28 protein-coding genes and 4 pseudogenes are annotated in these 24,335 nt (G+C 50.9%); 24 read left to right on the top strand and 8 right to left on the bottom strand.

Annotated features, from left to right (window positions below):
* Positions 1–118 precede the first annotated feature (118 nt).
* Together MY052_RS21875 and MY052_RS21880 are read right to left on the bottom strand one after the other, a co-directional pair.
* Entirely contained in the window at positions 119–1,042 is a 924-nt protein-coding gene (locus MY052_RS21875; protein WP_047359077.1) for an aminoimidazole riboside kinase, read from the bottom strand.
* Between the two features lie 249 nt (positions 1,043–1,291).
* Positions 1,292–1,738: pseudogene (locus MY052_RS21880) on the bottom strand (IS3 family transposase); the annotation flags it as partial.
* Positions 1,739–1,818: 80 nt separating this feature from the next.
* Here MY052_RS21880 and MY052_RS21885 point away from each other — a divergent pair.
* The 5 genes and pseudogenes from MY052_RS21885 (at position 1,819) to arsC (ending at position 5,612) form a co-directional block, all read left to right on the top strand.
* A protein-coding gene (locus MY052_RS21885; RefSeq protein WP_088569337.1) for an IS3 family transposase occupies positions 1,819–2,930 on the top strand; the annotation gives its coding sequence in 2 pieces (ribosomal slippage) (positions 1,819–2,080 and positions 2,080–2,930; 1,113 coding nt in all).
* A 210-nt stretch (positions 2,931–3,140) separates the two neighbouring features.
* Positions 3,141–3,491, top strand: a complete 351-nt coding sequence (gene arsR / locus MY052_RS21890) for an As(III)-sensing metalloregulatory transcriptional repressor ArsR (protein WP_000060257.1) — start codon at positions 3,141–3,143, stop codon at positions 3,489–3,491.
* 47 nt (positions 3,492–3,538) lie between these two features.
* A pseudogene (gene arsD, locus MY052_RS21895) lies at positions 3,539–3,763 on the top strand (arsenite efflux transporter metallochaperone ArsD); the annotation flags it as partial.
* A gap of 121 nt (positions 3,764–3,884) precedes the next feature.
* Positions 3,885–5,174 (top strand): arsenite efflux transporter membrane subunit ArsB, encoded by a 1,290-nt coding sequence (gene arsB, locus MY052_RS21900; protein WP_040232041.1) that lies wholly within the window; start codon positions 3,885–3,887, stop codon positions 5,172–5,174.
* A 12-nt stretch (positions 5,175–5,186) separates the two neighbouring features.
* On the top strand, positions 5,187–5,612 hold the full coding sequence (arsC, locus tag MY052_RS21905; protein ID WP_040232040.1) for a glutaredoxin-dependent arsenate reductase: 426 nt from the start codon (positions 5,187–5,189) through the stop codon (positions 5,610–5,612).
* 151 nt (positions 5,613–5,763) lie between these two features.
* Here the strand turns inward: arsC and MY052_RS21910 are convergent, their stop codons facing one another.
* Complete coding sequence (locus MY052_RS21910; RefSeq protein WP_035897671.1) at positions 5,764–6,663, bottom strand: LysR family transcriptional regulator; 900 nt, start codon at positions 6,661–6,663, stop codon at positions 5,764–5,766.
* A 227-nt stretch (positions 6,664–6,890) separates the two neighbouring features.
* On the opposite strand from MY052_RS21910, the gene MY052_RS21915 reads away from it, so the two are divergent.
* From MY052_RS21915 to MY052_RS21935, 5 genes are all read left to right on the top strand, one after another.
* Positions 6,891–7,241, top strand: coding sequence for a cyclophilin-like fold protein (locus MY052_RS21915; RefSeq protein ID WP_080172362.1), 351 nt, complete (start codon positions 6,891–6,893; stop codon positions 7,239–7,241).
* A gap of 127 nt (positions 7,242–7,368) precedes the next feature.
* Entirely contained in the window at positions 7,369–8,586 is a 1,218-nt protein-coding gene (locus tag MY052_RS21920; protein WP_073970858.1) for an MFS transporter, read from the top strand.
* A gap of 16 nt (positions 8,587–8,602) precedes the next feature.
* On the top strand, positions 8,603–9,649 hold the full coding sequence (locus MY052_RS21925; protein WP_045325187.1) for an NAD(P)-dependent alcohol dehydrogenase: 1,047 nt from the start codon (positions 8,603–8,605) through the stop codon (positions 9,647–9,649).
* A 16-nt stretch (positions 9,650–9,665) separates the two neighbouring features.
* Positions 9,666–10,694: an alpha/beta hydrolase gene (locus tag MY052_RS21930; RefSeq protein ID WP_047359075.1), complete on the top strand. Its 1,029-nt coding sequence runs from the start codon at positions 9,666–9,668 to the stop codon at positions 10,692–10,694.
* A 25-nt stretch (positions 10,695–10,719) separates the two neighbouring features.
* A complete protein-coding gene (locus MY052_RS21935; RefSeq protein WP_047359074.1) occupies positions 10,720–11,706 on the top strand; it encodes an aldo/keto reductase in 987 nt (328 codons plus the stop codon).
* Between the two features lie 127 nt (positions 11,707–11,833).
* On the opposite strand, the gene MY052_RS21940 is transcribed toward MY052_RS21935, so the two are convergent.
* From MY052_RS21940 to MY052_RS21960, 5 genes and pseudogenes are all read right to left on the bottom strand, one after another.
* Positions 11,834–12,994: an IS30 family transposase gene (locus MY052_RS21940; RefSeq protein WP_115074693.1), complete on the bottom strand. Its 1,161-nt coding sequence runs from the start codon at positions 12,992–12,994 to the stop codon at positions 11,834–11,836.
* A 143-nt stretch (positions 12,995–13,137) separates the two neighbouring features.
* Positions 13,138–13,257: pseudogene (locus tag MY052_RS21945) on the bottom strand (alpha/beta hydrolase); the annotation flags it as partial.
* Positions 13,257–14,095: pseudogene (locus MY052_RS21950) on the bottom strand (multidrug effflux MFS transporter); the annotation flags it as partial. The pseudogenes MY052_RS21950 and MY052_RS21945, both read right to left, overlap by 1 nt.
* Before the next feature lie 231 nt (positions 14,096–14,326).
* Positions 14,327–14,533: a helix-turn-helix transcriptional regulator gene (locus MY052_RS21955; RefSeq protein WP_047359073.1), complete on the bottom strand. Its 207-nt coding sequence runs from the start codon at positions 14,531–14,533 to the stop codon at positions 14,327–14,329.
* A 102-nt stretch (positions 14,534–14,635) separates the two neighbouring features.
* Positions 14,636–15,223: a YagK/YfjJ domain-containing protein gene (locus MY052_RS21960; protein WP_047359072.1), complete on the bottom strand. Its 588-nt coding sequence runs from the start codon at positions 15,221–15,223 to the stop codon at positions 14,636–14,638.
* 596 nt (positions 15,224–15,819) lie between these two features.
* Between MY052_RS21960 and MY052_RS21965 the strand changes: the two genes are divergently transcribed.
* The 14 genes from MY052_RS21965 to MY052_RS22030 all read left to right on the top strand — a co-directional run bounded on the left by MY052_RS21965 (position 15,820) and on the right by MY052_RS22030 (position 24,318).
* Positions 15,820–17,007, top strand: coding sequence for a hypothetical protein (locus MY052_RS21965; protein ID WP_047359071.1), 1,188 nt, complete (start codon positions 15,820–15,822; stop codon positions 17,005–17,007).
* A 104-nt stretch (positions 17,008–17,111) separates the two neighbouring features.
* The gene (locus MY052_RS21970) at positions 17,112–17,975 is read left to right on the top strand and encodes a GTPase family protein (protein ID WP_047359070.1); all 864 of its coding nucleotides are present in this window, start codon (positions 17,112–17,114) and stop codon (positions 17,973–17,975) included.
* A 91-nt stretch (positions 17,976–18,066) separates the two neighbouring features.
* A complete protein-coding gene (locus MY052_RS21975; RefSeq protein ID WP_032751326.1) occupies positions 18,067–18,888 on the top strand; it encodes a DUF932 domain-containing protein in 822 nt (273 codons plus the stop codon).
* A gap of 215 nt (positions 18,889–19,103) precedes the next feature.
* Positions 19,104–19,805: a DeoR family transcriptional regulator gene (locus tag MY052_RS21980; protein WP_047359069.1), complete on the top strand. Its 702-nt coding sequence runs from the start codon at positions 19,104–19,106 to the stop codon at positions 19,803–19,805.
* 38 nt (positions 19,806–19,843) lie between these two features.
* Entirely contained in the window at positions 19,844–20,683 is an 840-nt protein-coding gene (locus MY052_RS21985; protein WP_131797571.1) for a hypothetical protein, read from the top strand.
* A 21-nt stretch (positions 20,684–20,704) separates the two neighbouring features.
* Positions 20,705–21,178, top strand: a complete 474-nt coding sequence (locus MY052_RS21990) for a hypothetical protein (RefSeq protein WP_181502091.1) — start codon at positions 20,705–20,707, stop codon at positions 21,176–21,178.
* 77 nt (positions 21,179–21,255) lie between these two features.
* The gene (locus MY052_RS21995) at positions 21,256–21,495 is read left to right on the top strand and encodes a DUF905 domain-containing protein (RefSeq protein ID WP_047359067.1); all 240 of its coding nucleotides are present in this window, start codon (positions 21,256–21,258) and stop codon (positions 21,493–21,495) included.
* A gap of 96 nt (positions 21,496–21,591) precedes the next feature.
* Positions 21,592–22,053: an antirestriction protein gene (locus MY052_RS22000; RefSeq protein ID WP_047359066.1), complete on the top strand. Its 462-nt coding sequence runs from the start codon at positions 21,592–21,594 to the stop codon at positions 22,051–22,053.
* A gap of 11 nt (positions 22,054–22,064) precedes the next feature.
* Entirely contained in the window at positions 22,065–22,544 is a 480-nt protein-coding gene (radC, locus tag MY052_RS22005; protein ID WP_047359065.1) for a RadC family protein, read from the top strand.
* A gap of 20 nt (positions 22,545–22,564) precedes the next feature.
* Positions 22,565–22,786 (top strand): DUF987 domain-containing protein, encoded by a 222-nt coding sequence (locus MY052_RS22010; protein ID WP_000691982.1) that lies wholly within the window; start codon positions 22,565–22,567, stop codon positions 22,784–22,786.
* Positions 22,787–22,809: 23 nt separating this feature from the next.
* Positions 22,810–23,169, top strand: coding sequence for a type IV toxin-antitoxin system YeeU family antitoxin (locus MY052_RS22015; RefSeq protein ID WP_047363950.1), 360 nt, complete (start codon positions 22,810–22,812; stop codon positions 23,167–23,169).
* Between the two features lie 51 nt (positions 23,170–23,220).
* Positions 23,221–23,598, top strand: a complete 378-nt coding sequence (locus MY052_RS22020; protein WP_047359063.1) for a TA system toxin CbtA family protein — start codon at positions 23,221–23,223, stop codon at positions 23,596–23,598.
* Complete coding sequence (locus tag MY052_RS22025; RefSeq protein WP_248537860.1) at positions 23,595–24,086, top strand: DUF5983 family protein; 492 nt, start codon at positions 23,595–23,597, stop codon at positions 24,084–24,086. Before MY052_RS22020 ends, MY052_RS22025 begins: the two co-directional genes overlap by 4 nt.
* A 28-nt stretch (positions 24,087–24,114) precedes the next feature.
* The gene (locus tag MY052_RS22030) at positions 24,115–24,318 is read left to right on the top strand and encodes a DUF957 domain-containing protein (protein ID WP_047359061.1); all 204 of its coding nucleotides are present in this window, start codon (positions 24,115–24,117) and stop codon (positions 24,316–24,318) included.
* The last annotated feature ends 17 nt before the right edge of the window (positions 24,319–24,335 follow it).

Here is a 24,335-nt window from a genome sequence, read left to right on the forward strand (position 1 = left end):
AACCGGTTTAGTTGCTATGTTAAGCACGACATTTAACATTTTGAAATTGATTTTGCTAAACCGGTTTAATAAGTGTGATGGATGCAACAAAGTGGACCGCGTACGACGGTATTTAGGATCAAATCTGGCGGTGTAGATCGCGCTGGTATGGCAGGGCAGTCATCGCGCCTTTCGCCAGGGTTGCCAGGGCACCGCAGGTTTGCGCCAGAGCGAGCGTTGGCTCCAGGGCATTGATATCCGCCGGCATCCCGTTGGCAGCAAGGCTGGCAAGCAGTCCGGCGACAAACGCATCGCCCGCACCGGTGGTATCCACGCTGACAACCGGTTTAGCGCTGAAATGGGTACACTTCTGCTGAAAAGCGGCAAGCACCCCCGCTTTGCCCCGCGTCACCAGTAGCAATTCCGGCTGATAGCGCTCTGTTACGCTGGCGATTCCGTATGCTAAATCTTTACTGCCGCTGATGAAGACCAGCTCCTCTTCCGATAGCTTTACCACGTTTGCCATGGACAAAGCGCGATCGAGGCAGGCTTGCAGCAAAGCCTGATCCTGCCAGAGATCAGGACGAATATTAGGGTCAAAGCTGATCCGACCGCCGACAGACTTGATGTTCTCCATAGCCGCGAAGGTAGCACTGCGGCTGGGCTCGGCGCTGAGCGCGATGGAGCAGACGTGCAACCACTGTCCGGCGGCAAACTGTGGCAGGTCTTCTTCAGCCAGGAACAGGTCAGCGCTGGGGCGTACCATAAAGGTAAAGGTGCGTTCACCTTGGTCATCAAGGTCGACCACCACAGTGGACGTGCGGTGATGATCGTCAAGATACATATGGCTGACGTCGACCTGCTCCTGTTGCAGGGTATGACGCATGTAGCGGCCAAACGGGTCACCGCCGACGCGGCCGATAAATCCGCTGTTGCCGCCAAGGCGGGCAACCCCTACCGCCACGTTAGCCGGCGCGCCTCCAGGGCACTGTAGCAAGCGCCCTTCACTCTCCGGTAGCAGGTCCACCACTGCGTCGCCCAGAACCCAAACTTTTGCTTTCATGCTAAAACCCTCCAAGGCTAAACTTAATTAAACCGGTTTAGCATATTAAATCACAATGAATGAGTGGGTGGAAAGTTCCAGCCGGAAAAGCGCTGCTCAGGGCATAAAAACGTGAGCCGCCTTACGAAATAGAATTGATTCGACAGCTGTGAAGACTTACGTCCTGGACACAAATGGATCCTGGATAAATTACCATGCAACTTGATGAAATTATTATGTTTTATCTTATTTTGAATAGACCTCAGTTTCCTAGACGGTTCCGTGCCTCATGAACCAGGCACTTTCATAAATTGCAGGGGGTTGATCCTCACAGGCACTGTGGCGGCGTTTAGCATTATAAAACATCTCTACATAATCGAAGATATCTGCCTTCGCTTCTTCCCTGTTTTTATAGATCCGTCTCTTTATGCGTTCCCGTTTTAGCAACTGGAAAAAGCTTTCTGCCACTGCGTTGTCATGGCAATTACCCCGACGACTCATGCTGCTTTTCAAATTGTGAGATGCCATAAAATGCTGGCACCTTTCGCTGGTATATTGAGAACCCTGATCTGAATGGATTAATACTTCTGCTGTCGGTTTACGTCGCCATTCCGCCATCAATAATGCATCCATCACTAATTCAGCGGTCATTCGTCCTCCCATGCTCCAGCCTATAACCCGACGTGAGAAGAGATCGAGAACAACAGCCAGATATAACTGTAAGTATCCCGCATAATCGTGCCATTCACATTTAGAGACCCTCCGGCATAATCACTCTGCCAACAAAGGAGATCGCTATGCGTAAAGCCCGTTTTACTGAGCATCAGATCATTGCTGTAATTAAATCGGTTGAAGCCGGACGAACCGTTAAAGATGTCTGCCGGGAGGCCGGTATCTCTGAAGCCACCTACTACAACTGGAAGTCCAGATACGGCGGCATGGAGGCTTCTGATATTAAAAAGATCAAGGATCTTGAGGACGAGAATCGACGTCTCAAACAGATGTTTGCCGACCTGAGCCTTGAGAACCGGGCGCTGAAAGACGTTATCGAAAAAAAGCTTTAAAACCAGCCTTTAAGCGTGAGCTGGTCACTCATCTGATAACGACATTTGGACTCAGTATCCGTCAGGCCTGCCGGAGTCTGAACCTGAGCAGAACGGTTTACCATTACCGTCCGGATACCACGCGTGACGAACCCGTTATTGTCGCGTTACAGGCAGTGGCAGAGCGATACCCACGGTACGGTTTTCCAAAACTTTTCCAGGTTCTGCGGCGGCAGGGATACCCGTGGAATCACAAAAGGATCCATCGTATTTATTGTCTGCTGAAGCTGAATTTTCGCCGTAAAGGCAAACAACGGTTGCCGGTGCGTAATCCCTCGCCACTGGCCACACCGGAAGCGCTGAACCAGAGCTGGTCTGTCGATTTTATGCATGATGCTCTGGTCTGTGGCCGTCGTTTTCGCACGTTCAATGTCGTTGATGACTTTAACCGTGAGGCATTGTCGATTGAAATCGATCTGAATCTGCCAGCTTTGCGCGTGGTCCGTGTACTCGACAGGATCGCGGCAAATCGCGGCTATACGGTCATGCTACGCATGGATAATGGTCCGGAATTTATCTCACTTGCACTGGCTGAATGGGCAGAGCAACATGCAGTAAAACTGGAATTTATTCAGCCGGGTAAGCCGACGCAGAACGCTTTTATTGAGCGCTTTAACCGAACATATCGTACAGAAATACTCGATTTTTATCTGTTCAGAACGCTGAATGAAGTGCGGGAAATCACGGAAAGATGGGTGTCAGAATATAACTGTGAACGCCCGCATGAATCACTGAACAATATGACGCCGGAGGAATATCGGCAACACAATCATTTGGCCGGGATCTCAAAAAATGCCTGGAACTAAAACGGGTCTATTTACACCAGCTAAACCAATAATGAAGTGTGTATTCTAGGAACTGTATAACACTTTAATTCACTAGATTTTAGTGTGTTAGTCGTAATTATTGATCGTTAGTAAAAAAATCCTTCTAAATAACACATATGTTTTTTCGAATGTAAATATTGATTTTGGTCCTTATGGGAGTATCCTAGCTTCAATAGGACAGGAGGCCAGATGTCACTAACATCCTTACAACTCTTCAAAAACCTTTCCGATGAAACCCGTCTGGGCATCGTGCTGCTGCTCAGGGAGATGGGAGAGCTGTGCGTGTGCGATCTCTGTACGGCGCTGGAACAGTCGCAGCCAAAGATCTCCCGTCATCTGGCAATGCTCCGGGAAAGTGGTCTATTGCTGGATCGCAAGCAGGGCAAGTGGGTTCACTATCGCTTATCTCCGCATATTCCTTCCTGGGCTGCTCAGGTGATTGAACAGGCTTGGTTAAGCCAACAGGACGACGTACAGGCCATCGCCCGTAAGCTGGCATCGGCAAACTGCTCTGGTAGCGGTAAGGCTGTTTGCATCTAAAAAATTTGCCTGAACATATATGATTTTTCGAATGTGATGTATTTGGAGTGAAAACGTTAACGGTGTTTGACCCGGCAATGTGCTGCAGTACCGGCGTATGTGGTTCAGATATCGATCAGGTTCTGGTTCATTTCTCTGCTGATGTGCAGTGGCTGAAAGGACGTGGCGTACAGGTTGAACGTTACAAACTGGCGCAGCAGCCCATGAGCTTTGTTCAGAATGAGAAAGCGAAAGTATTCGTCGAAGCATCTGGAACAGAAGGGCATCCGCTGACCGTATAGCGCTTGTTCCTGTGCTGGCGTCAGAGCCCGCCGGTATTGAAAAGCTCAGAGAGTTGATGAGTTAATTTTTTGGCATATACAGGGCGACAAAGTCGCCCTGTCAGGAGGTTTTATGTTACTGGCAAGCGCTATTTTTGTCCTGACCATCGTGTTGGTTATCTGGCAACCGAAGGGATTAGGGATCGGCTGGAGTGCGACATTGGGCGCAGTACTGGCGTTGATCTCTGGCGTAGTCCATTTTGGTGATATCTCTGTTGTATGGAATATCGTCTGGAATGCGACGGCGACCTTTATTGCCGTGATTATTATCAGCCTGCTGCTCGATGAATCCGGCTTTTTCGAATGGGCGGCGCTGCACGTTTCACGTTGGGGTAACGGTCGGGGGCGTTTGCTGTTTACCTATATCGTCTTGCTAGGCGCAGCGGTGGCGGCATTGTTTGCCAACGATGGTGCGGCATTGATTCTTACTCCAATTGTCATCGCCATGCTGCTTACATTAGGTTTCAGTAAAGGTACTACGCTGGCATTTGTCATGGCCGCCGGGTTTATTGCCGATACGGCCAGCCTGCCGCTTATCGTGTCCAACCTGGTTAATATCGTTTCTGCAGACTTCTTTGGGCTGGGTTTCACTGAGTATGCGTCGGTAATGGTGCCGGTGGATATCGCCGCCATTATCGCCACGCTGGTGATGCTGCATCTGTTCTTCCGCAAAGATATTCCATCAACTTACGACCTGGATCTCCTTAAAGCACCGGCAAAAGCGATTAAAGATCTGGCAACCTTCAGAACCGGATGGATAGTGTTGATCCTTCTTCTGGTTGGCTTTTTCGTCCTTGAGCCGTTGGGTATCCCGGTCAGCGCGATTGCTGCTGTTGGGGCTGTCATTCTGTTTGCGGTGGCGAAACGAGGCCATGCCATTAACACTGGCAAAGTGCTTCGCGGTGCGCCATGGCAGATCGTCATCTTCTCTCTGGGGATGTATCTGGTGGTCTATGGCCTGCGTAACGCCGGTCTAACAGAATATCTCTCTGGCGTACTGAACGTGCTGGCAGATAAAGGGCTTTGGGCTGCGTCGTTTGGTACCGGCTTCCTGACGGCTCTCCTGTCTTCCATTATGAACAACATGCCTACCGTGCTGGTTGGCGCTCTATCTATTGATGGCAGCACCGCAACAGGTGTTATCAAAGAGGCGATGCTTTATGCCAATGTGATTGGCTGCGATCTGGGACCGAAAATTACACCTATTGGTAGCCTGGCAACGCTGCTCTGGCTGCATGTCCTTTCACAGAAGAACATGACCATCACTTGGGGATACTATTTCCGCACCGGGATCGTCATGACTCTGCCTGTGCTGTTTGTAACGCTGGCCGCGCTGGCGTTACGTCTCTCTTTCACTTTGTAATGAGATACTGATATGAGCAACATCACCATTTATCACAACCCAGCCTGCGGCACGTCGCGTAATACGCTGGAGATGATCCGCAACAGCGGTACTGAACCGACCGTTATTCTTTACCTCGAAAACCCACCTTCACGCGATGAGCTGGTCAAACTCATTGTGGATATGGGCATTTCCGTCCGTGCTTTGCTACGTAAGAACGTCGAGTCGTATGAGGAACTGGGTCTTGCAGAAGATAAATTTACTGACGACCAGCTAATCGACTTTATGCTGCAACATCCGATTCTGATTAATCGCCCGATTGTGGTTACATCTTTGGGAACGCGTCTGTGCCGCCCTTCCGAAGAGGTACTGGATATTCTTCCGGAACGTCAGAAAGGAGCGTTTACCAAAGAGGATGGCGAGAAGGTCATTGGCGAAACGGGGAAGTGGGTTAAGTAATCTGCCAGTTCAAAATATCGGACGCCTGTTAACGCTATGAGGGTGCCCGCCTTTCGCTCATAGCAGGCCTCGCAACACTTCAGGCGGTCCGCTTTGTGCCAAAAGCGGAAGTTCACGTCCGTTCTTGAAATATTGGCCCGATAATTCAGGGTTAAATTTTCCGGTTAATACGCAACGCATCCACAACGAGTGAAAACGCTGGGGAAGGCTGTTTACGGCTGGGATAATAAAGATAGTAGCCGGGAAAAGGACGGCACCATTCTTCAAGCACGCGGATCAGTTTTCCTTCCTGCAGATGTGTGCCGAACTCCTCTTCAGGTAAAAAGGCAATGCCCAGTCCGGCAAGAGCTGCGTCAACGACGTGTTCCGATGTGTTAAACGTCAGTTGCCCTTCAACCCGAACGTGAAATTTACCGTTTTCCTGCTCAAACTCCCAGGCGTAAATTTTCCCCGATTGAACCATGCGCTCATTAATACAGCAGTGTTGCATCAGATCGCGTGGCGTCTGAGGGGCGGCGCACCGGGCGAAATACTCAGGGGAAGCTACAGCCGCCATGCGCAGTTTCGGGCCAATGGGTACGGCTATCATATCTTTGTCGATAGTGTCTCCGAGCCGCACGCCGGCATCAAAACGATCCGCAACGATATCCCGGAAGCCGTGGTTGGCATCAAACTCAATATGAATATCAGGATATTCGCGTAACAGTGGTGTCAGCTTTGGCAGCAGTGTGGTCTTCAGAACATTAGGTCCACATGTAATACGGACGGTCCCGGCAGGTTTATCACGCAGTGCTGTCAGCATGTCCAGCTCGGCTTCAATCTCATCAATACGATGTCCCACAGACTGCAGCAGGCGCTCCCCGGCAGCCGTCACTGACACACTGCGCGTGGTCCTTGTCAGCAGGCGGATTTGCATCCGTTCTTCCAGCCCGGAAATCGCCTGGCTCAGTGCGGGCTGGGTCACGCCGAGCTGGGCGGCAGCGCGCGTAAAGCTGCCCTCACGCGCCACGGTGACGAAAGAGAGTAAGTCGTTAAGATTGCGTCTGGCCATGCTCGTTTCCGGTCCATTTATAAATTTTACTTATAAGGGTATTAAGTATTCATTAGCTAGTTAACCCGCTGCATATTGGTAACAATAATGCGATGAAAAAGTCAACGCTAACCCTTATGCAAAACGCTTACCGCAGAACATCACTGCTGCTCCTTGCCGGCCTGCTTTTCGTCACGCAGTCCGCTATGGCGGGTGACAACGACCGGGGAGTGGCGCAGGAGACGCTTATGAAAATTGAGATCATTGTGGAGGGAGAAACCGCCACCGCCACCCTCTTTGATACGCCGACAGGCCGGGACTTTGCGTCTTTGCTTCCCCTCAGCCTGACGCTGGAAGACTATGACGATATTGAGCGTATTAGCGACCTGCCGCGCAGGCTTTCCACGGTGCAGGCACCGGACGGCATAACGCCGGAAGCCGGAGATATCACTTACTACGCGCCCTGGGGCAACCTGGCGATTTTTGCCCGGGGCAGGGCTTACGCCCGTTCACTGATCCCGTTAGGGAAAGTGGATTCCGGACTGCCGGTCCTGCAGCGCCACGGACCTCTTGCGGTGCAGATCAGGGTCGCCAACTGACCCGCAGCACCTTCCGTACCGCGATTATCCCTCTTATCCCGTCCCCGTATGCCGTTTCAGCTCTTCCTGCAGCGCTGAAGGCTCCGGGGCACAGACTTCATGTTATCTACTGAAAAGAAATCCCTGAATGAGTAATAAGACAGACAAAAACAGAAAAAAAAACACCGGAAGCGGGAAACAGCCTGCGCACTGGAGTGGTGTCTTTGCCATGACGCTGTGCGTCTTCGCCCTGATCGCCTCCGAATTCATGCCGGTCAGCCTGCTGACACCGATGGCGCAGACCCTTCGTGTCACCGAAGGCATGGCCGGACAGGGCATCGCCATTTCCGGGGCATTTGCAGTGGTAACCAGCCTGTTTATTTCCGTGCTGGCAGGCACGCTTAACCGGAAAACGCTGCTTCTCGGCCTGACCTGCATTATGGCAATTTCCGGTGCTTTTATTGCGATGGCACCCAATTACCTGACCTATATGGCGGGCAGGGCCCTGATTGGCATTGTGGTCGGCGGGTTCTGGTCGATGTCGGCCGCGACGGCAATGCGTCTGGTCCCGGTGCATCGCGTTCCGCTGGCGCTGGCTATTTTCAACAGCGGCAATGCCCTGGCTACCGTCGTGGCTGCCCCTCTGGGCAGCTGGCTCGGATCGGTTGTTGGCTGGCGGGGCGCCTTCTTCTGCCTGGTGCCGGTCGCCATCATCGCGTTTGTCTGGCAATTACTCAGTCTGCCTTCCATGTCGGTCACCCGTCAGGCGGCGGCTTCCCGCAACGTTTTCATGCTGTTTCGTCGCCGGGTGGTCACGCTGGGCATGCTGGGTGTGGGGATCTTCTTTATGGGGCAATTCACGCTCTTTACCTACATCAGGCCTTTCCTTGAGACGGTGACGCGGGTGGATGACGCAACAGTGACCCTGGTCCTGCTGGTTATTGGTGTCGCGGGTTTCATCGGCACTACGCTGATTGGCCGGGTGTTAAAACGCGGGTTCTACCCGACCCTGATGGCCATCCCGGTACTGATGGCCATCACCGCGCTGGCACTGATTGCCTTCGGCAGTCAGGTAGCCATCGTGACGGCGCTGCTTGGGCTGTGGGGGCTGATTTCCACAGCCGCACCGGTGGGATGGTGGGCATGGGTTCCGCGTACCTTCCCTCAGAATGCCGAAGCGGGCGGCGGACTGATGGTGGCGATGGTGCAGCTGTCCATTGCTCTCGGTTCGACGGTGGGCGGCCTGCTTTTCGACCATCACGGCTACCAGAGCACCTTCCTGGCCAGCGCCGCGATGCTGATTATCGCAACCGTACTGATCTTCCTGACCTCGCGGGCAGACACTTCTGCCGCAGACCATTCATAAACCCAGGAGTAATGCCATGACAGTTAAAGCTTACGGTGCCCATGCGGGCACACTGCCGCTGGAGCCGATGGATATCACCCGTCGCGCCCCCGGTGCCCATGATGTGCAGATTAATATCGCGTACTGCGGAGTCTGCCATTCGGATATCCACCAGGTACGCGCTGAATGGGCTGGAACGCTCTATCCCTGCGTACCGGGACATGAAATTGTCGGTCGTGTCGTGGCCGTTGGCGATCACGTCTCCGGTTTTTGTGCAGGGGACCTGGTGGGGGTCGGCTGCATTGTCGACAGCTGCCGGCACTGCAGTGACTGTGACGACGGACTGGAGAACTACTGCGACCATATGACAGGGACATACAATTTCCCGACGCCGGATGCGCCGGGCCACACGCTGGGCGGATATTCGCAGCAGATTGTGGTGCATGAGCGCTATGTCCTGCGCGTCACTCACCCAGAAGCGCAACTGGCCGCCGTGGCTCCGCTGCTGTGCGCAGGGATCACAACGTACTCACCGCTGCGTCACTGGCAGGCGGGCCCCGGCAAAAAGGTCGGCGTGGTCGGTATCGGTGGACTGGGGCATATGGGGATCAAGCTTGCGCACGCCATGGGCGCGCATGTCGTGGCCTTTACCACGTCTGAGTCCAAACGTGACGCCGCCAGAGCGCTTGGTGCAGATGAGGTGGTGGTCTCCCGTCATGCCAGCGAAATGGAAGCCCATGCAAAGAGCTTCGATTTTATCCTCAACACCGTTGCTGCGCCGCATAACCTCGACGTGTTCACTGCGCTGCTGAAACGCGATGGCACGATGACCCTGGTGGGTGCGCCAGCCACGCCGCATGGCTCGCCAGAAGTGTTCAGCCTCATCATGAAGCGCAGATCGATTGCCGGGTCGATGATTGGCGGCATTCCTGAAACGCAGGAGATGCTCGATTTCTGCGCCCAACACGGCATTGTCGCCGACATTGAGCTTATCCGCGCCGACCAGATTAACGATGCCTATGAGCGCATGCTCAGGGGCGATGTGCATTACCGGTTTGTCATTGATAACGCCACCCTGGCTTAATGATAAGGAGACCATCATGAAAAAATTTACGTTAGCGCTGGGGCTGTTGATCAGTGCATTTGCTTCCTCTGCGGCGGATATGTCCCGTGGGGCCGATAATTTTTATAAAAGCGATAAGGTGACGCAGCAAAAAGTCACCTTTAAAAACCAGTATCAGATGGCCGTGGTCGGCAACCTGTTTATCCCGAAAACGATGAGCCAGAACACCCGACACCCGGCGATCGTCGTTGGTCACCCGATGGGAGCCGTTAAGGAACAGAGTTCAAATCTCTATGCGCAGAAGCTGGCGGAGCAGGGTTTTGTCACGCTGGCTATCGATCTCTCTTTCTGGGGAGAAAGCGAGGGCAAACCGGGGCACCTGATTTCACCGGAAATCTACACAGATGATTTCAGCGCGGCGGTTGATTATCTGAGCACACAGCCGTTTGTCAATCCAGAAAACATTGGCGTGCTGGGTATCTGCGGCAGCGGAAGTTTTGTTATCAGTGCCGCCAAGATTGACCCGCGTATGAAAGCCATTGCCACGGTCAGCATGTATGACATGGGGAGCGCGTTCCGTAATGGCCTTAATCATTCCCAGACGGGAGAACAACGTAAGGCCTTTATCCAGTCAGCCATTGAGCAACGGTTAGCCGAGTTTAAGGGCGGCGAGACGGCTTATATCCCTGGCACCGTGAACAAACTGGATGACTCCACACCGGATATTCAGCGCGAGTTCTTTGATTTCTACCGCACCGAACGCGGCGGCTATACCCCACAGGGTCAGAAAGAGGAACTGACGACGAAACCGATGCTGAGCAGTATTGGCAAGTTTATGAACTTCTATCCGTTCAACGATATTGAAACCATCTCGCCGCGCCCGATGCTGTTTATTACCGGTGATCGGGCTCACTCAAAAGAGTTCAGCGAGGACGCTTTCAAACGCGCCGGTCAGCCTAAAGAACTGTACATCGTACCGGGCGCAGGGCATGTCGATCTGTATGACCGTACCGACGTCATCCCTTTTGACAAGCTGAAAGACTTTTTCCGTAAAAATCTGCAATAACACGTTCAGTTAAGGAGCATTTGACATGAACTACAAACATCTGGGGCGTACCGGTCTGCGGGTGAGCCGCATCGGTCTCGGTACCATGAATTTCGGTGAGCTGACGGATGAGTCTGCCAGCTTCAGGATCATGGATGAAGCCGTGGATGCAGGTATCAACTTTTTCGATACCGCTGACGTCTATGGCGGGCCGCAGTCACCGGATATGGCAAAGGGTTACGGAACATCCGAAGAAATCATCGGTAACTGGCTGGCGCGTAGTGGTCAGCGTGACCGGATAGTGCTGGCCACGAAAGTTTACCAGCCGATGGACACGGGGCCGAACGACAAATACCTGTCTGCCTACCATATCCGCCGGGCCTGTGAGGCCAGCCTGAAAAGGCTGAAAACGGACCATATCGATCTCTATCAGATGCACCATATCGACCGGAACACGCCCTGGGAGGAGATCTGGCAGGCCATGGAACAGCTGATCCGTGAGGGTAAAATCAGCTACGTTGGCAGCAGTAACTTTGCTGGCTGGGATATTGCCACTGCACAGTGCAAGGCTGACGCGCGCAACCTGCTGGGGCTGGTATCGGAACAGAGCCTGTACAATCTGACCCAACGCACGATTGAGCTAGAAATCATTCCGGCGCTGCGTCATTACGGCATTGGCCTGATCCCCTGGAGTCCGGTCGGGATGGGGATGCTGGGCGGTGTTCTGAAGAAAATTGCCGGTGGCCGCCGGGCATCACCGCAGTTGCAGGCACAAATCAACCGCCTGCGGCCACAACTGGAGGCCTGGGAAACACTGTGTGATGAGCTGGGGGAAACACCATCAGACGTCGCGCTGGCCTGGCTACTGCAGAACCCGGTGGTTAGCGCCGTGCTCAGTGGTCCGCGTACAGTTGAACAGCTCCGTCAGAATCTCAATGCCCTGACGCTGTCTCTTTCAGATGATACGCTCAAAAGGCTGGATACCATCTGGCCGGGGCCAGGCGGAGAGGCACCTGAAGCTTACGCGTGGTAAAAGGTTATCAGCGTTAACAATTACCGGCCTTCGGGTCGGTAATTACATTATTTCGGCGAAATTTATTTATTACCTGAAGATGTTGTACTTTTCATCAATTCTTGGATGTCCGCTTTTCGCTGTGAGTTCAACCGATGGATGCAACACATTGATTGAACCGCTCTGCGGGTGATTCATAGTCTAGCGTTTTTCTCGGCCTCTCGTTGAGCTGTCTGGCAACACTGTTTAGTCTTTGCTGGCTGTGAACCGATAAGTCAGTTCCTTTTGGAAAATACTGTCTGAGTAATCTGTTTGTATTTTCATTTGAGCCGCGTTGCCAGGGGGATTGAGGATCGCAGAAGTAAACCTGAATATCTGTAGCTACGGTAAACCGGGTATGGCTGGTCATTTCAGCACCCCGGTCCCATGTTAATGTTTTATAAAGCTCAGCAGGTAATTCACGGGCTTGTTTGATGAGTGCAGATATAACCGTTATGGTCTTGTTGTCCCTGACTTTGGCCAACATAACAAAACGGGAATGACGCTCTACGAGGGTGACGATATAGGAGTTTTTAGAGCCCTGGATCAGATCACCTTCCCAGTGACCTGGTATGGCTCTGTCAGCTGCTTCAGGTGGCCTTTCGCTGATAGAGATCGTATCCGGGATTGACCCTAATCCTTTCCCTTTAAGCGATGATGTTCTGGATCTACGCACGACTCTTCCGCTTCTGAGGCATTGCTGCAGTTCTTTTTTTAATGCACCCCGGGTTTGTATAAAAAGCGTTTTATATATCGTTTCGTGTGACACATGCATTTCCTGACTATCCGGATAACAGCGTTTCAGCCAGCCGGCGATCTGTTCCGGCGACCAGTCCTGATGCATCTTCTCTGCAATGATTTTACACAATGCGGGGCTTTGAATTAGCTTGCAAGGTTTTGGTCTCAGAGCATTTTCCCACGCAGCAGTATCGGCTTTTGCTGCACGGTATTGTTTTGCACCACCGTGTCTCCTAATCTCGCGGCTAATCGTTGAAGGAGCTCTTGATAATTTGGCAGCGATGTCCCTGATGCTGCGTTTTGCTACCAATCCTCTGGATATTTCCTCTCTTTCATCAAGCGAGAGCGCTAACCGGTGCCGCCTTCGCACGGGAGGACGGTAGCCACCTGTCTGGTGGATTGTAGGCATAATAGAAGAGTGAAATCTGTCGAACATTCTGGCGATATCGTGCAGGGAATCACCTTGCTTATATCGGTCCCAGATAATCGCTTTCTGTTCTGGCGTGTAGTAAATGCGCGTTCTTCGTTTCATGGCAACGTCCCCCCTTGATTAAGGATAGCGTTGCATCGACCCGTTGAACTCACAGCTCTTAGCAGACCGTCACGTTCCCATTTTTTAATAAAACTGATGTTTGTATTGAGCCTTCTTTATTGAAGGCTCAATACTACCGCTTCCTATTGCAGATCTTTTTCCTTCAGGAATTTACTCACCAGGTCAGCAATCTGCACATTATTTAAATCAGAGAACGGGAAGTGGGTATTCCCTTTGATTCCCACTTCAGGCAGATGCGTTAGCGGTGAACCAGGCGTCTGTTGACCATGCTCACCGCCATCAGTCCAATAATGTTTACTGCAAACAGCCAACCGTAATGCTGCGGGTCGACGCCGAAGTACGTGATGTACACAAACGGAGAACCGGTGATAAAGGCGTAGGCTGCAACATAGTAGAAGATCAGGCACAGAGTAAACCGCATGTATCTGGCGTTGGTGAGCAAGGCATAGTAGTTGTGAAATGCTCTGGTTACGGAGGCTTGCAAGCGTTTATCAGCAGGTAATGTCTCCGGTAACCAGAATAAAGACATCAGCATTAATGTCCCGATAATCGCCAGCAGCCGGAAAATGGCATGCCATGAGGTAACTTTAATCATCTGCCCGCCGATCAGGGGCCCGGCAATCGGCGCGATGGCCATGATGATCATCAGAGTCGAAAGCATTTGTGCTGCACGAGTACGGCTAAACAGGTCACGGATCATTGCTCGTGCCAACATCGGCCCGGTACAGGCACCTAACGCCTGAAAAACACGCCAGAAGACTATTTGCACGATATCTGTTGATAACGCGCCGCCCACTGAGCCGATGATGAATAGACCTAAACCAATAAACAGCGACAGTCGACGTCCATAACGATCGCTAATGGGTCCCCAAATCAGTTGTGCAATGCAAAAGCAGATAAGGAACCCCGTGATTGTCAGCTCCGCATCACCCTGTAAATCCTTTGCCATGACGGGCATAGCTGGAAGATAGATGTCGGTTGATAAAGAGGTAACAGCCATCAGAGCGCTGAGAATGAGCAGAAACGAGTGGCCGTTTTTTTAGCTGTAGCCGACTGTGTACGTGCCTGTTGATTAAGCATGGTGATCCGTTGGACATGAAAAGATAAACGCATATTAACAGGTATTTAGAATACTGATAATCCTAGGCAAGAGGATAGAGACTATGAGTGGAATTCATTAATGCTGAGTGTAAGCAGATTCATGCATCTCTGATCCTCAGGGAATACTCTTAGGAGATATTAATTTGTGGATAATCAAAGTGAGCTTACTTTTTGGTAAAGATGATTTTATGTGCAGTTTAGCCGGTGGAATTATTTCCTGGATTCGCAAATACGATAATGCAACCACTCTTCCACATCGCTTTTTAACCATCGGGAAGCTCTGCCCAACTTAATTGGCTTCGGGAATAAGCCATCCTGTATTAGCTTATAGAACCATTTATCGCTAAGGCCAGTAAGTTGAGTGATGAATTTCATGTCAATAAACTGATCGTCCAGTAAAGCAGGTTTAGTTAGCATGTCGATGTTTCCCGGTAATATCTGTTAACCGGAGCGGGTGTTAGTAATTATTACTACTCGCTCCTCCACATCAACTGTTGGCTCTGTAAAAAATAAACCACGCTAAAGACTATCGCTATTTCTGGGTCTGCCTAACCCACTTGGCGGAGGAACCTCATTACTTCCCCAGATATACATCCCATTTTTTTGTTCCTCTTTAGCAAGATAGCTGATGATGTATCTTAATTCATTAATGCTCTTGATATCCGAATGGTTAATTTTTCGGTTAATATCAGCCTGATAATTTTTCTTGTAATTGCTCCAGTTATAATAACCCTCTGCATTTGTTATCTCTCTCCAGAACTCACTAACTCTCTGTACCAGCGGAAATGGTTTTTGTGTATGATGACCATCGAGATAGAATATAACATGTGCATGAAAACCATGATCTGGTGTACGTTCAATGACCCAGAAGTAACCAGTTACGAACGAACAGGATTCTGTTTTTTTCATTAATTTCCGCACGTCTGACTCAATTGTTCTGTAAGTGCTCTGACGAAATCTGGAAGTCGACTTTATATAGAATAAATCAATCCTTACACCCAGTACCCTTGAGTATCGGTGTAGCATATCATTCAGATGACTGTTAATGAGAGAGTATAAAAACCAGTTAATATCATAACGGGTGTTACTGGGATAGGGGAAATGCATGGCTCAATCCTCGCTGTTTATGCTCAGAGGATTTGCGTTGTATGTAAATTATCACCCTTTTACAAGTTTGAATATATGCAGTGGTGAGAGTGAGGCAGAAGATTATGGAACAGAGTAAAGATGTAGTATATTTCAGGTGACGTCATTATTAATTATACTAATTAACCCAAATTAATAGCCAACATTAATCAACACCTGTTTACCTCTCATTTTTATTCACCTGTCTGAGTGAAGTCGCTGTGCGACACGCAGCTGCCCCCGGCAAGTCTCTGCCCGTTTCATCACCTTCCGGATACATCATCACTTGCGATACGACAGTGTCACTTATCAGGGCAAATGAAAGGTTTTTCCTGTAAAAAATCGCCATTTCTGTAATCAGGATAGTTTACTGACATTGTGTAAATTTGTCATACTCTTCAGATAACCTAATTAACCCCATTAAAACGCACTTATGCTGTAAAAAACAGCCTGATTATCATTACTAAATAATTATGCTTTTAAAGCATTTTTATTACTGTTAAATTATGTTTTTCATGGTTGATTGACGGGTGATTTTGATACATCAGGATGCACGATAAACGTGACAGGGGAACGGTATGGCATTGATGGACTACAGGCGTTTGAGGAGATACAACCAGTACTTGGGGTACCTGGCTGTTAGGTATGGGATATGGATTGACACCAATACAACAAAAAGTTACCACTCTGCTGCTCAGTATGCTGATGAAATTAACACAGCTTTAAACTCTCTCTGTAAAAATCTTAAAGAGCGAAAAAAAATAATCAGAGAGATGAAAAAGCATGCTGCTATCAATATTGTTCCTGATAAGTATTTTGACTGGATGAAATCAAGCAGACGTGCTGCATGTTATTCATACTTTTGGCTTGTCAGTAACGATATATTACTTACCTCCAGGTTAAATAATTCAGACATCAATTTCGCAGAGGGTTTATTGATATCAACTCCGATCATCAAAGATGATGTACTTATAACTCAGTCAACGAGTCAATGGGAAATTGATGTTGATTCAAAAAATGATAAGGCAGGCGTGGAAGATGTTAAAGGCGTTAAAAAGTTGATTGCAGACTTAAACAGAGAAAAAGCAATAAATACAATTAACGCTCAGGATTTTACTCTTGATAATGGCCCTTCAGCCATAAAAAATGTAGTTTCTCACGTAGCTAACGGTGTTAATTTCCAATCGCTAAGTCCATTATACGACTCTGAAGAAAGCTATATTTCTTCAAGCATGACTTTCGTTGATAATCTGGCTATGAGCGTTAATGACAAAATAGAAGTCATCGATCGCCTTTATAAATCATGGCGTACTGAGTTTGGCAATTACCCTCAACCTTTTTCATGGATTGATCTTGATGATGAGGATAATCTCCTCTGGCTGTGGGATTATATGCAAAAGAGCTTTATTGGTTGCGATGTATCTCCTGCCACCAGAAAACAAATGAATGATTTTCTTCTGGCGACATTTGATAACTGGGCTGGCTGGAGCAAAGAACAGCACGCTTTCATCAAAAATGAATCATATAGTTTCGAACTGGATGCAGACAAAAATAAGCAACACTTTCTGGCTCGAGCCCGAAACGCCTGGATCCAAAAACGCCACAGGGATAAAAAAGCCAAAGACAGCTCAGGTATTAAACTGACAGCACAGTCTAAAAAGAAATTACTTGCGTTGCAGGATGCGACAGGCATTGAACCAAATGCCTTACTTAAAGCATATATTGATGATGCTTATAAGAAAATGAGATCTGTAAAAAACGATTAATCAAAAAAATATTCAGATATATATCATCCTCGTGAACAGCCCTGATGTGACGGCAGAACTTTCGGGTACTGCCGTTTTCATTTTAATTCTTCAGAGGAATGACGATGCACGAAAAAGAAGGTCTGCAGACCTTTATACAATCACTTTCTGGCCTGCCGCAGTGGACATCAGAGCGGATTCTGCAGCAGATAAACCAGCTTACTCACTATGAGCCAGTGATCGGAATTATGGGCAAAACCGGTGCAGGTAAATCCAGTCTGTGCAATGCCCTGTTTGCCGGTGAGGTATCGCCGGTCAGCGATGTTGCTGCCTGTACCCGTGAGCCACTGCGCTTTCGTCTGCAGGTGGGAGAACGTGTGATGACCCTCGTGGATTTACCCGGTGTCGGGGAAAGTAGTTCACGCGATGCGGAATATGCTGCGCTGTACCGCGAACAACTACACCAGCTCGACCTGGTGCTGTGGCTGATTAAGGCTGATGACCGCGCGCTGGCGGTGGATGAGCATTTTTACCGACAGGTTATTGGTGAAGCATATCGGCATAAAGTGCTGTTTGTTATCAGCCAGTCGGACAAGGTCGAGCCCACCAGCAGTAACAGTCAATTATCCACAGCACAGAAGCTGAATATCAGTCGCAAAATCTGCCTGCTGCATGAACTGTTCCAGCCGGTGCATCCGGTATGTGCCGTATCGGTCCGGGCCAGGTGGGGATTACGGATAATGGCCGAACGGATGATCCGCTGCCTGCCTCGTGAAGCTAGCAGCCCGGTAGTGGCGCAACTGCAGTCTCCCTTTCGCACAGCGACAGTCCAGGAAAAAGCGCGTAACGATTTTGGTGAAACCGTCGGCGCGACGCTGGATGCGGTGAGCGCTCTACCGCTGATACCGGCCCCGGTGCGGGCAGTTATCAGGGCGGTACGCGATACAGTGGTGTCGGTTGCCCGTAGCGTCTGGAATTTCTTCTTCTGAGTATTTAATCCTGCCAGTTGTTTTCCGAGCCCCGTCGCCTGTGCGACGGGGCTTTCTTTTATTAGTTTTCCCCATTATGAGGAATCTGCTTATGACCCGTCTGGCTTCGCGCTTTGGCGCTGCAAATCTTATTCGTCGTGACCGTCCGTTAACCCGTGAAGAACTGTTCCGCGTGGTACCCAGTGTATTCAGCGAAGACAAACACGAATCCCGTAGTGAACGTTACACATATATTCCCACCATCTCTCTGCTGGACAGTCTGCAGCGGGAGGGCTTTCAGCCGTTCTTTGCCTGTCAGACCCGTGTACGTGATCCTGGTCGTCGCGAACACACAAAGCACATGCTGCGTCTGCGCCGGGAGGGGCAGATTACCGGTAAGCAGGTACCGGAAATTATTCTTCTTAATTCACATGACGGCACCAGCTCGTACCAGATGCTGCCGGGGTTATTCAGAGCTGTGTGTCAGAACGGTCTTGTCTGTGGCGAATCCTTTGGCGAGGTACGGGTGCCACACAAGGGGGACGTGGTGAGTCAGGTTATTGACGGGGCCTATGAGGTGTTGGGGATTTTTGACCGTGTGGAAGAAAAGCGGGATGCCATGCAGTCGTTGCTGTTGCCGCCACCTGCGCAGCAGGCACTGGCAAAAGCCGCGCTGACGTATCGTTTTGGTGAGGACCATCAGCCGGTTACTGAATCGCAGATACTCTCCCCGCGCCGCTGGCAGGATGAGAGCAATGACCTGTGGACTACTTATCAACGTGTGCAGGAAAACCTGATTAAGGGCGGACTCAGTGGGCGTAATGCTAAAGGTGGACGGACACATACCCGTGCCGTGCGCGGCATTGACGGGGACGTGAAGCTTAACCGTGCGCTGTGGGTGATGGCAGAAACACTGCTCACACAACTGCAGTAGACGTTTCATGTTGCCACGTTGTTAATATCGGACACCACCTGTCCGCATTGCGACGTGCTGGCGGTCCTCACTCCCCGGAGATTGTCTGTAACCCCCGCCACAACTGACATTTGCAGAAATGAAAAATAGTTACTGTGGTGTCCATACCCTGACCGCGCCCCTCTTTAAAGTAATCACATCATTTTCAGTCAGTTAACTTTCCCGGAGAACCTCTCATGACACAGGCAGAACGCCGCCATGACCGGCTGGCTGTCAGGCTGTCACTGATAATCAGCCGCCTGGTGGCGGGTGAAACGTTGAGTGTGCGCAAACTGGCCGCTGAGTTTGGCGTATCGGTTCGCACGCTGCGGCGGGATTTTCGTGAACGTCTGATGTACCTGGACCTTGAGTATCAGTCCGGCTACTGCCGTCTGCGCACCGCTGGCAGTGAGATGCAGATGGTACCTGATGTGCTTATCTTTGCCCACCGCAGCGGGCTGGCCGGGCTTTTTCCGGGCCTTGACCGCCGACTGGTGAATACGTTGTTGATGTGTGATGAAGCCCCCTGCGTTATACCACCTGCCAGTCCGGCATCCTCACCGTCAGTGCCTCTGTCATTCTGGCGACTGGTTCAGGCAATTACTGACCGCAGAAAAGTCACACTGCTTGCTGACGGGCAGCGCTGCGAGCGACTGGCTCCGTGCCGGTTACTCATCCACCAGCAGACCTGGTATCTGATTGCCGAGCATAACGGACATATTGCCGTTTTCACGCTGGATGAAATTCATCTGGTTCAACCCCTGCAGGAGTCTTTCCGGCGTAACGACAGTTTATGTCGTCTGGCTGAAGACCCGGTGTTCATTCAGGCCTTACCCCATTTTCGATTTATTCAGCAGTCACTGCTTGCGTTTGTTCCGGCTGATAACAGGCCGGAATAGTGCAGTTTTTTATCCACCTGGCAGCAAAGAGGAGCCCGATGCTGTTATCACCAGTATCGTCAAAAATCGGGGTATTCAGCCGACTCCTTGCCCTGACACTACCCACTGATGTACCGGTGGGTATTATCCGGGGCATTTATGTATTCACAAAAACTATTCATCTGATTTCAGTAAGGAAAAAAATGAAACTGATTAAATTATTACCTCTGCTGGCAATGATTGCTGGCTCCAGCTTTGCTGCATCACCAGAGAGTACGGTCAAAGCATCAGGCTGTCTGGCAGTAAACGATATGCTTGAGAACCTCAATTCGCGGGAGTCCTGTGTTTCAGTCGATATCACCAGAACCTTATCTGAAGGCCGTTATCTGGCGGTTGCTAACCTGAGTAATGGCAATATCTACCCGGTCCGCATGACCCTCAGTGACGGTGTCATTACGGCACGTCCGGACACGGATGAGATTGATAAGCTCAATCAGCAGCAGGCGCAAAAGCGCCGGGAAGAGCAGTTACAGAAAAAGCGCGATTATTATAAAGCCCACCCGCAAAAAGAGAGCGAGTTCGATAAAGCGAAAAAGGCACATCTGAACCTTACTCAATATCACTCAGCCGCCTGCGGGGCCATTGGTCAAAAAGTATGGGATTCCATTCAGGAAAATGTTTCATGCCTGATGATTGAGAATGCGCAGCAGGTCGGTGATAACACTCAAACAGGAACGGCTATTCTGCGAGGACCGGGTGCCAGTACATTTAAAATTCCGGTCAGGTTCAGCGTGATTCAGGAGGATTTTATCCGTGTTGACGCCGATATCGCTTCGGCTGCGCTGGCACAGCTAAAGGCACAGATAGACGCGTATAAAGAAAAACTGAATCAGCGCTAATGAACTGAAAAGGATAACAGTATGAAAATTAAACCCTGTTTACCTGTCCTGCTGTCTCTTCTGGCCCCGGCCTTCACTCATGCAACAGTGACCGAACAACAGTGGGGTGAATGGTACGGCAATACGGGCGGTATGGAGTTTGCACTCAGCAGCGACAATCAGGCCGGAGAGAAGCTGACCATCAGTTGCAGCAATAAAAAGATGGTTGTGGCCTGGCAGCTCCCGAAGGAGGATTACCGCGCCACCTCTGATGAAGGAATGAGCGAGGTGTATCTTCTGATAAACAATGAAAAATACTCGCTTGAGAATGAAATACTGCTTCCGGGCGAGGCTGTTCCGGCTAAGGTGGCTTTTGAAGCACTGAAGCACACAGGAGCAAAAGACAAAGTGGCTTTCACCGCCTTTCAGTCAGGGGAATCGAAACCGTTCAGTGCCCGTGGCTTGCACGATGCGCTGAAAGATATCACCTGGCAGGATTGTCTCGATCAACCCTGACGGATTTTCACATAAGTGATTCGACCAGCCCTGTTGCCCATGTGCAACAGGGCTTTTTACTTTTTAAGGCCATCATCATGCCTGAATCCCTGTTACTACCACCTGGCTCTTTTACCCGGCAGCAGGCCGAAGCCATTATCAGTCGTTACCACAACGTCACCATCGAAGATGACCAGACCACGCATTTTCGTCTGGTTGTGCGCGACGATGATGGCAGCATGGTCTGGCGTGCCTGGAATTTTGAGCCCGATGCCGGTGCAGGACTTACCCCATATATCCGGCGCTATGGCATCCGCAGGTCGTTACTCACCGACTGACAACCCCCATTCCCGACAACCATCTCCCGGACCATCCTTTATTACCCCATACGCCAGCCATCGCCGCTGGCGTTTTTTATTGACGGAGACATACCCATGACAACCGCGACACAAAGCAACCTCGCATCTGCTGCTAACGAACCTGATTTTGAACTGACCGTAACGCAGGTACCTGACGAACAGCGTATCTGCTTCTGGCCGCAGCACTTCGGCAGCATACCACAGTGGATTACCCTGGAGCCGCAGATCTTCGCCTGGATGGACCGTCTGTGTGCTGATTACTGCGGGGGTATCTGGAATTTTTATTCACTCAGCAACGGCGGCGCATTTATGGCACCGGAACCGGACACCGATGAGCCGTGGACGCTGTACAACCCGATGAACGGTAACGGCGGTGAACTCAGTGCCGAAGCTGCAGGGATTGCGGTCTGTCTGATGACTTACAGCCACCACGCCATGCGTACCGAATGCGATGCCATGACAGAGCACTATTACCGCCTGCGGGATTACGCGCTCAACCACGCGGAATGTAACACCATCATGCACATCATCGACTGAGGTCAGCAGCTATGGAACAACAGTTACCACTGTTTGCCCGTGAATTAGCCCCTGCCGACCAGCAGACGGTCAGGGAAGCCTTAACCCTGCTGGCGTGCCAGCTACGCGAGCCCGGCGCGTCATTTACCTCCAGCCATGCCGTCCGCGACTGGCTGCGTCTGCAGCTTGCTTCACTGGAGCGTGAAGAATTTACCGCCCTCTTCCTCGATAACCAGCATCGCCTGATAGCCCATGAAACGCTCTTTACCGGCACCATCAACCATACGCAGGTCCATGCCCGCGAAGTGGTGAAATCCGGTCTGAAGCATAACTGCGCCGCTGTCATTGTCGCGCATTGCCACCCGTCAACACATGCCGAACCCAGTGATTCCGACAAACGAATCACAGAACGCCTGAAACAGGCCCTGGACCTGGTAGATATCCGCCTGCTGGACCACCTGGTGGTCGGCGGTATGGAAATCGCCTCGTTTGCAGAACGTGGCTGGCTGTAGCACAACAGGAAAATAACCCTATGAAGATTATTAGCAAACGCCAGGCAATGGCGATATACCGCCAGCATCCGCAGTCCCGCCTGTTTCGCTTCTGTACCGGGCGGTATCAGTGGTCCGGCAGCATCTGCCACTATGCCGGGCGGGAAGTCCAGGATATCAGCGGTGTGCTCGCGGTCTTCGCAGAACGTCGTCAGGACCGCAACGGCCCCTATGTTGTATTACGCAGCGTCACGTTGAATTAATTCACGTTTAAGGAAGGCTAAAATTGTCGAATAAAATACCGGCAGAAAACCACGATATCACTGAACCCTGGTGGGGGCTTAAACGCAGTATCACGCCCTGTTTTGGTGCCCGTCTGGTGCAGGAGGGCAACCGGCTGCACTATCTCGCCGACCGCGCGAGTATCGCCGGCACGTTCAGCGACGCGGATTTACGCCATCTTGACCAGGCGTTTCCGGTACAGCTCAAACAGCTTGAGCTGATGCTGGTTTCCGGTGAACTCAATCCCCGCCATCAGCACTGCGTCACATTATACTCAAAAGGGCTGACCTGCGAGGCCGACAGCCTCGGCTCGCATGGATACGTGTACATCGCGATTTACCCGACACCTGCAGCAACCGCGTAAACCTTCTCACAGCTTTTCCTCATTTTAACCCATCATCAAAGAGATCCAGTTGTGCAAACCCAACCACTATCCTCCACGCATGAGACCTCACCACGTCCGTCCCCCGTGGATATCTGGCAGCACCTCCTGAACCATCTGCTGGATCGTCACTACGGTCTGACGCTAAACGACACGCCATTTGGCAACGATGGCGTGATCCAGGAGCATATCGACGCCGGTATCTCACTGTGCGACGCGGTGAACTTTATCGTGGAAAAGTACGACCTGGTCCGTACTGACAGACGCGGCTTTAGCGCAGACACACAGTCACCGCTTATCGGCAGTATTGATATCCTCCGAGCCCGGAAGGCGACCGGGCTGATGACCCGTCATGGCTACAGACCTGTGACAGATCTCATTACCGGCAAATACAAAAAGGAACAACAATGAAGCTGTCCCTCACAGTGGAAGCCGATGCCATCAACATTCTGGCCCTCAATATGGGCCGGATCGCCATAGATATTGATGGGATTGAGCTGGCCGACCTGATTAACGTGGTCTGTGACAACGGTTATTCCCTTCGCGTTGCTGACTCCCCCGGAAAGCTGGTCGTTGAAGATCCGCTTCCGCCCATCGCCCGCGTTAACAGCATTCAGTGCAGCACCGCACATATCACCGAGGAAGACAATTCGCTGCTGTATGCCCTGTCGCACCAGCATGAAGACTTTGGCGAGTCGGAATGGATTAGCTATACCGGCTCAGGTTATCTGCTCTACCTGAATGCGTGGTCATTTCCAGTGCTGCGGCTAAAACGCCTTGGTTTGTCGAAAGCCTGTCGCCGCCTGGTGGTGACTATTATGCGTCGTTACTCCGCTGGCATTGTTCATCTTGATGCCTGTGGCGAAGTGCTGCCCGGCTCTGCCACCTTTGACTGGTAGCCCACTTCAATCACCACAAGGTTTTCACATGCCAGAATTAACCACCGAAGCCGCTCTCACCATTCTGATTGACTGGCTTCAGGGCAACATCGATTGCGACACCGACATTATTTTCGACAACGACGAAGACAACACCGATTCAGCAACACTGTTACCCCATATCACCCAGGCATTGCAGGACGTTCGCGATTTCCATCATCTGCAGCTTCTGCAACAGGCCGGAACTGTTTAGCCGCCTGACAAGACCCA

The sequence above is a fragment of the Kluyvera ascorbata genome (assembly GCF_023195735.1).
GTDB classification, from domain to species: domain Bacteria; phylum Pseudomonadota; class Gammaproteobacteria; order Enterobacterales; family Enterobacteriaceae; genus Kluyvera; species Kluyvera ascorbata.

What these genes read in the sequence shown, in the direction of transcription:
- MY052_RS21875 (WP_047359077.1), bottom strand. Translation starts at nt 1,042, where the DNA reads ATGAAAGCAAAAGTTTGGGTTCTGGGCGACGCAGTGGTGGACCTGCTA.
- arsR (WP_000060257.1), top strand. Translation starts at nt 3,141, where the DNA reads ATGTCACTAACATCCTTACAACTCTTCAAAAACCTTTCCGATGAAACC.
- arsB (WP_040232041.1), top strand. Translation starts at nt 3,885, where the DNA reads ATGTTACTGGCAAGCGCTATTTTTGTCCTGACCATCGTGTTGGTTATC.
- arsC (WP_040232040.1), top strand. Translation starts at nt 5,187, where the DNA reads ATGAGCAACATCACCATTTATCACAACCCAGCCTGCGGCACGTCGCGT.
- MY052_RS21910 (WP_035897671.1), bottom strand. Translation starts at nt 6,663, where the DNA reads ATGGCCAGACGCAATCTTAACGACTTACTCTCTTTCGTCACCGTGGCG.
- MY052_RS21915 (WP_080172362.1), top strand. Translation starts at nt 6,891, where the DNA reads ATGAAAATTGAGATCATTGTGGAGGGAGAAACCGCCACCGCCACCCTC.
- MY052_RS21920 (WP_073970858.1), top strand. Translation starts at nt 7,369, where the DNA reads ATGAGTAATAAGACAGACAAAAACAGAAAAAAAAACACCGGAAGCGGG.
- MY052_RS21925 (WP_045325187.1), top strand. Translation starts at nt 8,603, where the DNA reads ATGACAGTTAAAGCTTACGGTGCCCATGCGGGCACACTGCCGCTGGAG.
- MY052_RS21930 (WP_047359075.1), top strand. Translation starts at nt 9,666, where the DNA reads ATGAAAAAATTTACGTTAGCGCTGGGGCTGTTGATCAGTGCATTTGCT.
- MY052_RS21935 (WP_047359074.1), top strand. Translation starts at nt 10,720, where the DNA reads ATGAACTACAAACATCTGGGGCGTACCGGTCTGCGGGTGAGCCGCATC.
- MY052_RS21940 (WP_115074693.1), bottom strand. Translation starts at nt 12,994, where the DNA reads ATGAAACGAAGAACGCGCATTTACTACACGCCAGAACAGAAAGCGATT.
- MY052_RS21955 (WP_047359073.1), bottom strand. Translation starts at nt 14,533, where the DNA reads ATGCTAACTAAACCTGCTTTACTGGACGATCAGTTTATTGACATGAAA.
- MY052_RS21960 (WP_047359072.1), bottom strand. Translation starts at nt 15,223, where the DNA reads ATGCATTTCCCCTATCCCAGTAACACCCGTTATGATATTAACTGGTTT.
- MY052_RS21965 (WP_047359071.1), top strand. Translation starts at nt 15,820, where the DNA reads ATGGCATTGATGGACTACAGGCGTTTGAGGAGATACAACCAGTACTTG.
- MY052_RS21970 (WP_047359070.1), top strand. Translation starts at nt 17,112, where the DNA reads ATGCACGAAAAAGAAGGTCTGCAGACCTTTATACAATCACTTTCTGGC.
- MY052_RS21975 (WP_032751326.1), top strand. Translation starts at nt 18,067, where the DNA reads ATGACCCGTCTGGCTTCGCGCTTTGGCGCTGCAAATCTTATTCGTCGT.
- MY052_RS21980 (WP_047359069.1), top strand. Translation starts at nt 19,104, where the DNA reads ATGACACAGGCAGAACGCCGCCATGACCGGCTGGCTGTCAGGCTGTCA.
- MY052_RS21985 (WP_131797571.1), top strand. Translation starts at nt 19,844, where the DNA reads ATGCTGTTATCACCAGTATCGTCAAAAATCGGGGTATTCAGCCGACTC.
- MY052_RS21990 (WP_181502091.1), top strand. Translation starts at nt 20,705, where the DNA reads ATGAAAATTAAACCCTGTTTACCTGTCCTGCTGTCTCTTCTGGCCCCG.
- MY052_RS21995 (WP_047359067.1), top strand. Translation starts at nt 21,256, where the DNA reads ATGCCTGAATCCCTGTTACTACCACCTGGCTCTTTTACCCGGCAGCAG.
- MY052_RS22000 (WP_047359066.1), top strand. Translation starts at nt 21,592, where the DNA reads ATGACAACCGCGACACAAAGCAACCTCGCATCTGCTGCTAACGAACCT.
- radC (WP_047359065.1), top strand. Translation starts at nt 22,065, where the DNA reads ATGGAACAACAGTTACCACTGTTTGCCCGTGAATTAGCCCCTGCCGAC.
- MY052_RS22010 (WP_000691982.1), top strand. Translation starts at nt 22,565, where the DNA reads ATGAAGATTATTAGCAAACGCCAGGCAATGGCGATATACCGCCAGCAT.
- MY052_RS22025 (WP_248537860.1), top strand. Translation starts at nt 23,595, where the DNA reads ATGAAGCTGTCCCTCACAGTGGAAGCCGATGCCATCAACATTCTGGCC.
- MY052_RS22030 (WP_047359061.1), top strand. Translation starts at nt 24,115, where the DNA reads ATGCCAGAATTAACCACCGAAGCCGCTCTCACCATTCTGATTGACTGG.